At 68.4% G+C, this 13,441-nt stretch carries 2 protein-coding genes; both read right to left on the bottom strand.

Features of this window, described 5'->3' with window-relative positions; translation table 11 throughout:
* Window positions 1-129: 129 nt before the first annotated feature.
* Entirely contained in the window at window positions 130-3,219 is a 3,090-nt protein-coding gene (locus ACIPZG_RS04395) for an amino acid adenylation domain-containing protein (RefSeq protein ID WP_400710583.1), read from the bottom strand.
* Window positions 3,216-13,415, bottom strand: coding sequence for an amino acid adenylation domain-containing protein (locus ACIPZG_RS04390; protein ID WP_400710581.1), 10,200 nt, complete (start codon window positions 13,413-13,415; stop codon window positions 3,216-3,218). The genes ACIPZG_RS04395 and ACIPZG_RS04390 overlap by 4 nt, the downstream gene beginning before the upstream one ends.
* Window positions 13,416-13,441: the final 26 nt, after the last annotated feature.

Genomic DNA, 13,441 nt, shown 5'->3' with positions numbered 1-13,441 from the left:
AGGCTCACTAGTAAGACGCACGAACGTAAAAAAAACTGATAACTTTTTTCATTAACGTTTCCGAATGGTCTACGCGGCCATGAAAAAAGCAGCCCGAGGGCTGCCTTCTTCACCTGCCGTGTCGCCGCGCTAGGCCGTGGCGTTGTTGGCCTTGGCCAGCAGCCGGGCCTTTTCTTCCGGGCTCATGCGCTCCAGTTGCAGGCGTGCCTGGGCGATCTTCTGCAACTGCCCCTTGTTCACCTCGGCGGCCTGCAACGCGGCCGCCAGCCCCGCCACCGTGGGGTGCTCGAACACCAGCGCGGGGGCCATCTCGCAGTTGAGCAACTTGCGGATGCCGGCCACCAGCTTGATGATCAGCAGCGAATGGCCGCCGGCGGCGAAGAAATCGGTGTGGATACCGATGCGCGCTCGCCCGAGCAACTGCGCCATGCGCTGGGTCAGCAGTTGCTGCAAGGCATCCTGCGGCGCGTCCTGCTCATCGCCCTGCCCAGCCTGTGCCGGCAGCTGCGCCAGGGCACGGCGGTCGACCTTGCCGTTGGCCAGGCGCGGCAGGCTCGACAGCTGGCGCAGCTGCGCCGGCACCATGGCCGCTGGCAGGCTGACGCCCAGGCGTGCGCGCAGCGCCGCTTCATCGAGGCCCTGGGCATCCGCGTGCACGCTGTAACAGGCCAGCAGCTCCAGCTGGCCGGGCTGCGTTTCGAGTGCCACCACCGCCCCTTGGGCAACCCCGTCGATTTCCAGCAGGCGCGCTTCCACTTCGGCCAGCTCGATGCGGAAACCACGGATCTTCACCTGATGGTCCTGGCGGCCCTGCAGCAGGATGCTGCCGTCGGGCTGATAGCGCCCCAGGTCACCGGTGCGATAAAGCCGCTCGCCGGGCTGCAGCGGGTTGTCGATGAAGCGCGTCTCGCCGCCATCCCCGCCCAGGTAGCCGCGGCACAGCTGGCGTCCGCCCAGGTGCAGCTCGGCCAGCTCGCCGACGGCGGCCAGTCGACCCGCGGCAGTCAGCAGGTACACACGGTTGCCGGCCAGCACCCGGCCGAGGCTCAGCTGCGGCGCCGGGGCTTGCAGCGGTTGAACCAACACGCCGACGGTGGCTTCGGTGGGGCCATAGTGGTTGAACACCCGCGCCTGCGGCGCTACCCGCTGAATGCGTTCGAGCAATGGCCCTGACGGGGCTTCGCCGCCCAGCACCACGGTGGACGGCAGGCACGCCTCGGCACCGTCGAGCAGCGCGGCCAGGTGCGACGGCACGATCTTCAGGCAGTCGATAGCGTTATCGCGCATGAACGCAGCGAAGGCCGCTGGATCTTGCATCTGCGCATCGCTGGCCACATGCAGGGTGGCACCGACCTGCACGGCGCCGAACAGGCTGGTATGGCCCAGATCAGCCGCCACCGTGGCACTGAAGGCGAAGTGTTTGCACGCCGCCAGGCCAAGCGCCTGCTCCGCTGCCTGCAGATAGCTGGCGAGCTGGCCATGCTCGATGACCACGCCCTTGGGCTCGCCGGTCGAGCCCGAGGTGAACAGCACGTAGGCCGCGGTATCGGCCGTCAGCGGTCGCGCCTCGAAGGGCTGCGAAGTGCCTTCGAGGCGTTCGATCAGCGCCCCATCGATCTGCACCTGCACCCCGGCCAGGCGACTGACCTGCTCGCGTCGCGCGGTAGGCCAGGCGGGGTCCAGCGGCAGGTAGGCGGCTGCACACTTCCAGCAGGCCAGCACGGCCGCCAGCCAGTGCGCCGAGCGCGGCAACAGCAGGCCGACCACGCTGCCACTGCCCACGTCCTGGGCCTGCAGCTGTGCGGCCAGGGTACTGGAAAGTTGATCGAGCTGTTGCCAGCTCCAGCCCTGCCCCTGGTCGACGATCGCCAGTGCCTGCGGTTGTTCACGCAGCCAGCGCGCGACCTGTGCCGGCAACAGTGGTCCAAGTGCAGGCGCTTCGACATTGCCCGCCAGCACCAGGCGTCGCTGCTGCTCGCCCAGCAGGCCGAGGCTGGCGAGGCTGGCATCAGGGGTAGCGGCGATGCTGGCCAGCAGCGTGAGGTACTGTTCGAGCAGCACCTGCGCCAGTGCCGGGCTGTGCAGCGATGCCCAGTGCTGCAACGTCACCTGTGGCCCTGCCGGGTCGCAATCGACCTGCAGCGCCAGCTCGGCAGCGGACGCTGGCGCCTGATGCGTCAGGATTTGCCACCCACCCGCCAGTGCCGGCCGTGCCGGCGCCAGGCTGAAGCCGATGGCGGCGGGCTGCAGTGCCGGGGTCAGCTCGGGCGTGTAGTACTCCTGCCAGGCCGCATGCTGCTCCAGCTGCGCGGCCAGCGCCTGCAGCCAGACGCGCAGTGGCTGTTCGGCCTGATAGCCGATGAGCAGCGGCAGCTGCTTGTGATAGACGCCCGCGCTGTCTGCGAAATACGCATAGTCAACACGGCTGTCATGCCACCAGTTCACCACCTGCGCCGGCTGGCCATCGAGCCGCGCCAGCAGCAACCACCAGGCGGCCTGCAACACCATGGGCAATGGCGAGCCAAGCTCGCCGAGGCGTTGCACGACGACAGGGTCGAGCGCCGCGCGGGTGTGTTGGCGATCGCAGCGTGCGCTGCCGGGCAACGCCCGCCAGGGCAATTGCTGGGCGCTCGCGGCCTGGCCGTTGCACGCGCTCCAGTAGGCACGGGCGGTGGCGGCGTCCTCATCGACCAGCACTTCGCTGCGCCAGTGCAGGTACTGATCGAAGTCACCCTCGCCGGCATCGGCCAGCTGGCCGTGGAAGATCTTCGCCAGGCTCGCCGCCAGCAGCGGCAGGCTGGCTTCGTCGGCCACCGCTGCCAGCACGCCCAGCACCAGCTGGCAGCGGCCTTCGGCCTGTTCGCAGAGCAGCACGGCCACGGGTGCGTCGGCCTGCACGTCGACCAAACGTTCGAACCAGGCTTCACGGCCGGCCTCGTCGCCCACGCCCAGCGGGGTCACTGGCACGGCCGCGCCTTCGGCCTCGACGAACTGGCGCAGGCCGCGATAACCCGGCGCCTGGCCAATGCGCAGGCGCAGCACAGCGTGCTGTGCCTGCCACTGCTGCAAGGCGGACTGCAGAGCGCCGGGTGCCGGCACGCTGCTCAGTTGCACGCCGATGCAACGCGCCACCTCGCGCCAAGGCGCCGGCTGCGCGGGCAGCGCGAGCGCTTGCAGGGGCAACAGCGGCAGGCCGCTGGCTTCGACGGTCATGTTCATGCTTGCTCTCCGGTACGGTTCAAGGTCAGGGCTTCGAGGTCGTCGCGGGTCATCATGTCGCCCATGGCGACGACGATCTTGCGGGGGCCCTGGAACGGGTCGCGGGCGTGGGCGGCGAGCATGTTGTCGAGCAGGATCACGTCACCCGCCTGCCAGTCGAAGCGCACCGCGCAGGCCTCGTACAGTTCGCCGATCAGGGCCATGTCGGCATCCTCGATCGGGCTGCCATCGCCGTAGTACACATGGCGCGGCATGCGCTCCAGGCCGTAGAGCGCCAACAGGTCCTCGCGCACGTCGGCATCCAGGCAGAACACATGGTGCAGCTGCACCTGGTTGAAGAAGCTCTTCTGGCCGCTGACCGGGTGCTCGATCACTGCCGGGCACGGCGTGCGGATCTGCAGCTCGTCGTTGTCCAGCCAGCGCCACTGGATACCCGACGCCTGGCAACGGCGCTCGACCTCGGCACGCGACTCGGTCTTGAAGAAGTGCTGCCAGGACACGTCCAGCTTGTCGGTGAAGGTGCGCACGTACAACAGGCCCTTGTCTTCGAAGCGCTGGCGCAAACCCTCGGGCAGGCGCTGGTACATCAGCCGGCAATCCACCACCGGCGTGGCACCACCGACCGGCGACGGCAGCTCGCAGAAGAACAGCTGCTTGCGCGGCCAGCGGTCCTGGTGGGCGCTTTCGTTGTGGAACAGGATCATCTTCTGCTCCGGGTACGGCGTTGAGCGGTAGGTGTTCTTGCCGCCCTCCTTCTTCGGCAGGTCGCCGTACTGGCCATACAGGCCCGGCTGCACCGCCTCGGCAAAGGCCTCGAAGTCCTGCGGGGTCTGCAGCCCGAAGCCACGGAACAGGAGGCCGCCATGGCTGACCAGCTTGCGCTCGACCTCGGCGCGGTTGGCCACCACCCAGTCGGTCAGGCTGATACCCGGGTCGACCGGTTCGACCAGCAGCGGGAAGGCCTGGCCCGGCACCATCGCCTGCTCGCGCACCACGCTGGCGGGCTTGACCGCCGGCGCCGCTGCGCCACGCTTGAGGAAACTGCCCAGCTTGTCCTTGCGCGGCAGCGCGCTGCCCGCTGCAGGCGCCGCGACGATTTCACTGTGAACCGACATAGTGATCTCTCTCAGTTGGATATGTGGGTTGCCCAGTACCTGGTCGAGGATGTCCAGCCAGCCACGCAGCAGGGCCTGAATCCGTTCTGCCTTGAACAGCGCGGTGGCGTACTGCCAGGTGACGCGCCAGCCGGCCGCGACCGGGTCGATGAACAGCGCCATGTCGAATTTCGAATAGCCGCCCGCCTGGGGCAGCACCTGCACCTGCAGGTCGGCCAGGTCGCTGTGCGAAAGCGGCATGTCGTTCATCACGAACAAGACCTGCACCAGCGGGTTCATGCCGGGATGGCGCGGCGTGGCGGCGGCCTCGACGATCAGGTCGAACGGCAGCGCCTGCTGGGCGCTGGCATCGAGCAAGGTAGTGCGGGTACGCGCCAGCCAGGCGGCGAAGTCCAGTTGCTCGTCCAGTTGCGAACGCAGCGGCAGGACGTTGACGAAGAAGCCGATCAGCGCCTCCAGGTCAGGGTGCTCGCGGCCGGCGACGTCGGCGCCGAGCAGCAGGTCGTGCTGGCCGCTGGCGCGGTGCATCAGCAACTGGAACGCCGCCAGCAACAGCATGTAGGGCGTTACGCCCAACTGCGCGGCGCGGGCGCGCACCCGCTCGACCGTGGCCTGCGGCAGGTCGAAGTTGAGGTTTTCGCCGGCCTGCGAAGCCTGGGCCGGACGCGGCAGGTCGGTGGGTAGCGCCAGCCGCCCGCTGCTGCCGTGCAACGCCGTGCGCCACCACTGCGCCGGTGCCTGCAGCAGCCCGGCACGCTCGCATTCGGCCTGCCACAGTGCGTAGTCCGAGTACTGCAGCGGCAAGGGTGCCAGCGCAGGCGCCTGCCCCTGGGCGAAGGCGCTGTAGCTGGCGATCAGCTCGTTGACCATCAGCGCCATGGACCAGCCATCGGAGATGATGTGGTGCATGTTCAGCAGCAGCACATGGGCCTCGCCGGACAAGCGCAGCAGGCCGGCACGCAGCATCGGTGCCTGGTCCAGCGGGATCGCCTGGCGCACATTGGCCAGTTGCGCCTCCAGCACGTGCAGCTGCTGTTCGGCGGCGCCAAGCCGGGACAGGTCCTCACACGGCAGCGCGATGCTCACCGCCGAGTGGATCAGCAGCAGCGGTTCGCCCTCGTCGTCACACTCGACCGCGCTGCGCAGCACCTCGTGACGTTGCACCAGTGCCTGCAGTGCCTGGTGCAGGCACTCGACCTGCAGCGGGCCCGCCAGGCGCAGGGCCAGCGGCATGCCGTAGGCCCCGCTGCCCTGGCTGAACTGCTCGGCGATCCACAGCCGGCGCTGGGCCAACGACAGCGGCGCGCTGACCTTGTCGCCCAGGGCCCGCAACTGCGGCCCGGTGACGGCAGCCGGCTGCGCCTGGCGCAGGCAGTCGGCGAAATCGCACAGGCGCGGGTGGCTGAACAGCTCGCGCACGCCAATGCTGGTGTGGCCGGCACGGTGCAGCCGCGCCACCACCTGGGTGGCCAGCAACGAATGGCCACCGGCCTCGAAGAAATGCTCGAAACGCCCGACCTCGGCCATGCCCAGCACCTCGGCCCAGGCTTGGGCGACTTCCTGTTCGAGGGCGTCCACCGGCGCACTGAAGGCCGCAGCGCTTTCGTCGGTGATTTCTGGCAGTGCCTTGCGGTCGACCTTGCCGTTGGGGTTCAGCGGCAGCCGGTCGAGCAACTGCAGGCGTGCCGGCACCATGTAAGCCGGCAGGCTGGCACGCAGGTCGTCTAGGATGCGCTGGCGCAGGCCACTGTCGTTGACCAGATCCTCGGCCGGCACCAGCCAGGCCGCCAGGTGCAGGTCGGCGCCCTGCCCGCGCGGCATCACCACTGCCTCGCGCACATCGGCGCGGGCCAGCAGGCAGGCTTCGACCTCGCCGGGTTCGACGCGGAAGCCACGGATCTTCAGCTGATGGTCGAGGCGGCCAAGGAACTCCAGCTCGCCATCGGCCTGCTGGCGTACCAGATCGCCGCTGCGATACAGCCGCCCGCCGCCGACCGGGTCGAACGGATCGGGCACGAAGCGCTCGGCGGTCAGCGCCGCCTGGCCGAAGTAGCCACGGGCCAGGCATGGGCCGCCGATGTACAGCTCACCGGCGTTGCCGGCATCCAGCAGCTGCAGGGCGGGATCGAGCAGGTAGGCACTGCGCCCCGGCACCGGCGTACCGATGGGCGCGTAGCCGGTGTCGATGCGGGTATCGCCATCGGCCTGCCACAGCAGCGGCGTGATCACCGTTTCGGTAGGGCCGTAGCCGTTGACGATACGCTGCGGCCGTACATGCGCCTGGAGCCGCTCGAAGCCTTCGCGCGGCAGTGCTTCACCCGCCACGTTCAGGCAGCGCACCGGCAGTTGCCGGCCTTCCTGACGGGCCCATTCGGCCAGCTGGCAGGCGTACTGGGTAGGGAAATAGACCACGCTGGCGCGTTCGCGCTCGATCACCTCGAACGCCTGGGCGGCGGTCCAGATCTGGTCGCCGCGCAGGATGCAGCAGGCGCCCTGGCTCAGTGGCAGCAGCCACTGCTCGGTGCCCCAGTCGAAGTTGATCGAGGCGAAGTGCACGAAGCGGTCCTGCGCCGTGACCTGGTATTGCTCGGCCATGGTCTGCAGGTGCGCGGCGATGACCCCGTGGCTCAGGGCCACGCCTTTTGGCCGGCCGGTGGAACCGGAGGTGTAGATCAGCGCCAGCAGGTTGTCAGCGGATGCACGTGGAGCTGGGTTGTCGGCCAGCGGCGCCTGCGGCTGGTCCAGCCACAGCCAGTCGGCAGCGGTCAGTTGCAGCGGCTGGGCGGCAGCACGGGTAGCCAGTACGAGTTTCACCGCGCTGTCGTCGAGGATGTCCTGCAGGCGTTGGCGTGGGTACTGGGGGTCCAGCGGCACGTAACCGGCACCTGCCTTGAGGATCGCCAACAGGCCAACGACCATGGCCAGGCCGCGCTCGCTGCACAGCCCCACCAGGTCATCCGGCCCGACACCTCGGGCGATCAGCTGCTGCGCCCAGGTATTGGCCAGGCCATTGAGCTGGCCGTAATCGAGCGTGCCGTCCTCGGCGATCAGCGCCGTGGCCCGTGGGTTGCGCGCCGCCTGGGCTTCGATCTGCTGGTGCACGGCCAGCGTTGCCACAGGGGCCCTATCGGCCTGCCACTGCTGTTGGCAGCGCAGCCGCGCGCCGGCATCGAGCAAGCCCAGTTCACCGAGGCATGGGTTGCCCGGTGTGGCGATGGCCTGCAGCAGATGACCGAACTGCACAGCCAGGCGCTGCACGTCGGCCGGCGCGAAGGCGTCGTGGCGGAACCGATAGTCGACCTGCAGGGCATCGCCCATGCCCACCGACAAGGTCAGCGCATAGTGCGGTTGCTCGTGGCTCTCCGGCACGCCGAAACGCGGGCCGTCGCCAGCGGCCTGCAGCACCTCGGCCACCGGGTAGTTCTCGAACGCCAGCAAGGTATCGAACAGCGCCTCGCCGGCCCTGCCGGCCCAGCGCTGGATGTCGGCCAGCGGGGTGTACTCGTGCTCGCGGATGGCCAGGTTGCTGGCCTGCAACTGCGCCAGCCAGTCGTCCAGGTGCTGTTCCAGACGCGGCGCGGCAACCACCGGCACGGTGTTGATGAACAGCCCCAGCTGCGCCTCGATGCCCGGCAGCTGCGCAGGTCGCCCGGCGACCGAGACGCCCAGGCACACCACGTCCTGTCGGCAGTGGCGTTGCAGCAGCAACAGCCAGGCGGCCTGAACCAAGGTATTGACCGTGACCTTGCGCGCCCGCGCCGAGGCCTTGATCTGCGCCGATGCCTCGGCGCTCAAGCGCTGTTGCCAGAGCCCCTGCCCGGCCGACTCGACGCTGCGGCGTTGGCGGGCGAGTAGCGAAGGCGCCTGCAGACCTTGCAGTTGGGTCTGCCAGAACTGTTGATCCAGCTGCTGATCACGGGCCTGCAGCCAGGCCAGGTAAGTGCGTGGGTGGGCCACCGCCTGACGCGGCAGCTGGCCGCGATAGCGCTGCATCACCTCGGCAAGCAGTTGCGCATGGCTCCAGCCGTCGAGCAGCAAATGGTGATGGGTGTAGATCAGGTGCCAGCGTTGCTCGCCCAAACGTACCAGGGCAATGCCGAGCAATGGCGCCCGGCCGGTCGCGGACAGCGCCAGGCGTTGCTGCTCGGCCAGGGTCTGCAGGCGCGCCTCGTGCGCCGAATCGTCGCGCCAGTCGTGCAGGGTGAACGGCAGTTGCAGTTGGCGGTGAATCACTTGCAGCGGCTGCTGCGCACCGGCCGGCCAGTGGAAGCTGGCACGCAGGCCCGGGTGGGCATCCAGCGCGGCCTGCCAGGCAGCCACGAAGCGCTGTGGCTCCAGCCCGTCGATGTCCAGGCGCAGCTGGTTGATGTAGTCGCCGGCCTCGGCCACGTGCAGGCAGTGGAACAGCAGCCCCTGCTGCAGCGGCGACAGCGGCAGGATGTCTTCGACCGTGCCCAGGTTCAGTTCCAATGCGGCCAAACCGGTGCTGTCCAGGCCGCTCAACGGGAAGTCCGACGGCGTGGCGCTGGCCACGCCCGGTTGCACGCAGTGTTCGACCAGCGTACGCAACTGGTGGGCGAAATTAGCGGCCAGGGCCTCGATGGTAGTGGTGTCGTACATGGCCTGGCTGAAGCCGAAGCTGATGCCCAGCTCGCCCTGGTAGACCTGCCCTTCGATGCTCAGCCAGTTGGCCAGCGGCGCGTCGTCGTCCTGGCCCTGGCCGGCACCTTGCGGGTCAGGCTGCCACAGCGCGCCGGCGTCGAACTGGCTGTCGAACTGGCCCAGGTAGTTGAAGGTGACCCGCGGTTGCGGCAGGCGCGCCAGTTGCTCGCGCACAGCTGTAGGGCCCAGGTAGCGCAGTACGCCATACCCCAGGCCACGGGCCGGCACGGCGCGCAACTGTTCCTTGACTGCTGCGATGCAGGCGCCAGGCTCGGTTTGCGGACGCAGGGCGACCGGGTACATGCTGGTGAACCAGCCCACGGTACGGGTCAGATCGATGTCCTCGAACAACGCTTCGCGGCCATGCCCTTCGAGCTGCACCAGCACCTGGCGCTGGCCGCTCCAGTCGCACAAGGCACGGGCCAGGGCCGCCAGCAGCAGGTCGTTGACCTGGGTGCGGTAGGCGCTGGGCGCCTGTTGCAACAGGGCCTGGGTAAGGGCCGGCGGGAAGCTGACGCTGACCTTGTGCTCATCGGCTACGCGGGTTTGCGTCACCGCACGGTCACGCGGCAGCGCTGCGACCTCACCTACCGCTTGCCAGTGTTCGAGCTGCGCCATGCAGGCATCGGCATGCCCGGCCAGGCGCTCGGCCCAGGCTTGGTAGCTGCTGGTTCTGGCCGGCAGCGGCTGGCCCAGGCAAGCCTGTTGCAAATCTTCGAGCAGGATGCGCCAGGACACGCCATCGACCACCAGATGGTGGATCACCAGCAACAGCCGCTGGCTGCCATCGGCCATGGCCACCAGTACCGCCGCCAGCAAAGGACCTTGGTCGAGGCTGAGGCTGCGCTGGGCTTCATCGCACACGGCGGCGAGCGCTTCGTCGCTTTCGGCCTGGCGCTGCCACAGCACTGGCGCGGCCTGTGGCGCATGGGCCTGCTGCCATTGACCATCGGCCTGGGTGAAGCGCAGGCGCAGGGCGTCATGCTGCGCCACCACCTGGACCAAGGCTTGCTCCAGTTGCTCGGCTTGCAACGGTTGGCGCGGCACCAGCAGCAAGGCCTGGTTCCAGTGCTGACGCTGCGGCATGGGTGTTTCGAAGAACTGCTGTTGTACGGGGGTCAGCAGTGCCGGTCCTTCGGCTGGGCGCTGGTCAATCTGCACACTGCTCACGCTGCCGGCGGCCTGCGCCAGGGAGCGCAGGGTCTGGTGCTGGAACAGGTCACGCGGGTTGAGTGCCAGACCGGCCTGACGGGCGCGGCTGACCACCTGGATGGCGATGATCGAGTCGCCGCCCAAGGTGAAGAAGTTGTCGTCCAACCCCACCTGGGCCACGCCCAGTACCTCGCTCCAGATCTGCGCCAGCTGGCGCTCGGCGTCGCTTTCCGGGGCCATGTAGGCTGACTGCGCCGTGGCCTCGGGCTGCGGCAGGGCCTTGCGGTCGAGCTTGCCGTTGGGGGTCAGCGGCAGGCTGTCGAGGGCCATGAGGTGGCTGGGCACCATGAACTCGGGCAGGGTCTGCAGCAGCCAGTCCTTGAGCGTGCCCTGCCAGCCCTCGGGCTGCGCGTTGAGCACCAGGTAGGCCACCAGTAGTCGGCCATCGAGGGCCAGCACCACGCACTCGCGAACGCATTCATGCTCGGCCAGGCGCGCCTCGATCTCGCCCAGTTCGATACGCAGGCCACGGATCTTTACCTGATGGTCGAAGCGGCCGAGGTATTCGATGACGCCGTCGGCGCGCTGGCGCACGCGGTCGCCGGTGCGGTACAGGCGGCCACCTTCGCCGAACGGGTCGGCGACGAAGCGCTCGGCCGTCAGCCCTGGCCGGCGATGGTAGCCACGGGCCAGGCCGATGCCGCCCAGGTACAGCTCCCCAGAAACGCCCGGGGCGACCGGCTGCAGTCCGGCGTCAAGCACATAAGTGCGGATGTTGGCGATCGGCTGGCCGATCGGCACGCTGTCCTTGCCTTCCTCCACACAGGTCCAGTGGGTCACATCAATGGCGGCCTCGGTGGGGCCATACAGGTTGTACAGGCCAGCACCCGGCAGCCGGGCAAACACCTGACGCTGGGCATCCACCGGCAGCGCCTCGCCGCTGCAGACGATGCGCGTCAGTGTGCGGCAGGCTTCGACGCCCGGTTCGTGGATGAACGCCTGCAACATCGAAGGCACGAAGTGCAAGGTGGTGACGCCATGGCGCTGGATGCGGGCGATCAACCGCTGCGGATCGCGGTGCTCGCCGGGTGCCGCCACGGCCAGGCAGGCGCCGGTCATCAGCGGCCAGAAGAATTCCCACACCGACACATCGAAGCTGAAGGGGGTCTTCTGCAGCACCGTGTCGCTGGCATCCAGCCCGTAGGCCTGTTGCATCCAGCACAGGCGATTGGTCAGGGCCTGATGGCTGTTGCCGGCGCCCTTGGGGCGACCGGTGGAGCCAGAGGTGTAGATGACATAGGCCAGTTGCGCAGGTTCCAGCGCCAGCGCAGGCGAGCTGGCGGGCTGGTCGTCGAGGGCCAGGGTGTCGAGGGCCACGCATTGCACGCCGGCCGGCAGCGGCAGGCTGCCAAGCAGCATCTGCTGGGTCAGCAGCAGGCGAATGCCGCTGTCCTCGATCATGTAGGCCAGGCGCTCCTCGGGGTACTCCGGGTCCAGCGGCACGTAGGCGCCACCGGCCTTGAGAATCGCCAGCAAGGCGACGACCATCTCGACACTGCGCTGGGCCGAGACGCCGACCAGGGTGTCGGTGGTCACGCCCTGGCCACGCAGGTAATGGGCCAGGCGATTGGCGCGCTCATCCAGCTCGGCGTAGCTCAAGGTGCTGTCGCCAAAGCGCAGCGCAGGTGCTTGCGGGGTGCGCTGCGCCTGGGCTTCGAACATCTGGTGCACGCCCTGGTGCAACGGGTAGCCAGTGGCTGTGGCATTCCATTCATGAAGCTGGGTGCGAAGGCTTGCCGGGTCGAGCATGGGCAGTTGCCACAGCGGCCGCGTCGCGTCCGCCACCAGCTCGCGGAGCAAGGTGAACCAGTGCTCGGCCATGCGCTCGACAGTGGCCGCATCGAACAGGTCGACCGCGAAGGTAAAGGCAGCGCGCAGCACACCGCCCTGCTCATAGGTGTCCAGGCTCAGGTCGAACTGGGTGGTGCGGCTGCGCCACGCCAGTGCCGACAGCTCCAGGCCCGAGGCCAGGGTCACCGCCGAAAGGTCGGCCACCTGTGGCTGGTGGTTGTACATCACCTGGAACAGGGGCGCGTGGCTGAGGTTGCGCTCGACCTTCAAGGCATCGACCAGGCGTTCGAACGGCAGGTCCTGGTGGGCCTGGGCGCCCAGTACGGTCTGCCGCACGGCCTGCAGATAGCTCAGTGCATCACGCTGGGCATCGGGCTGCAGGCGCAGCACCTGGGTGTTGACGAACAGGCCGATCAGCCCTTCGATATCGGCGCGGTTGCGGTTGGCCACCGGGCTGCCGATGCGCAGGTCGGACTGGCCGGTATAGCGCTGCAGCAACAGCCCGAAGGCGCCAAGCAGGAGCATGAACAGGGTCAGGTTGTGGCGCGCGGCGAAACTGCGCAGTTGCTGGGCCAGCTCGCTGTCCACCTGCAGCTCCAGGCGCTCGCCGCTGAAACTCGGGCTGGCCGGCCGTGGGCGGTCCAGCGGCAACTCCAGCACCGGCTGCTCGTCGCCCAGGGTGGCCTGCCAGTAGGCCAGCTGGCGCTCCAGTTCGCCGGCTTCGAGCCAGCGGCGCTGCCACAGGGCGTAGTCGACGTACTGGATCGGCAAGGCCGGCAACTGCGGCTGCGCCCCGGCGGCGAAGGCGTCGTAGCAACGGCTGAATTCGTCGATCAGCACATTCATCGACCAGCCATCGGAAACGATGTGGTGCAGTGTGAGCAGCAGCACGTGCTCCTGCTCGGCCAGTTGCAGCAGGCGAATGCGCAGCAGCGGGCCGTGTTCCAGGTCGAACGGGCACAGCGACTCGGACTCGACCTCAGCCTGCACCCGTGCCTCGCGGGTTGCTTCGCTCAGCGTGCGCAGGTCCAGGCGCTGGATCTGCGGCGGCGCTGGGCGGTGTATCTGGTGCAGGCGCTCGTCGGCCTGCTGCTGGAACACGCAGGCCAGGCTTTGGTGGCGTTCGAGCAGGCACTCGAACGCCTGCTGCAGGGCCGCCTGGTCGAGCGTGCCCTTGAGCCGCACCGCGCCCGGCAGGTTGTAAGCACCGCCTTGCGGGTCCAGCTGCCACAGCACCCACATGCGTTGCTGGGCGTAGGACGGCGCCAGGCGGTCTTCGGCCGCAACATCGACGGGGATCGGGAACTGGGAAAAGTCGATGCCCTCGCGGGTCAGGGTCTCAAGGAACAGGCGGCGCTTGTCCAGCGGCAATTCAATGAAACGGCGGGCCAGTTGCAGGGACTTTTCGGGATTCATCGGCTTGCTTTCCGTACGAGTGAGGT

Origin of the sequence: Pseudomonas sp. NPDC089395 (assembly GCF_044749525.1) — a bacterium.
Classification (GTDB): Bacteria; Pseudomonadota; Gammaproteobacteria; order Pseudomonadales; family Pseudomonadaceae; genus Aquipseudomonas.
This window is presented reverse-complemented; position numbering and strand designations above follow the sequence as displayed.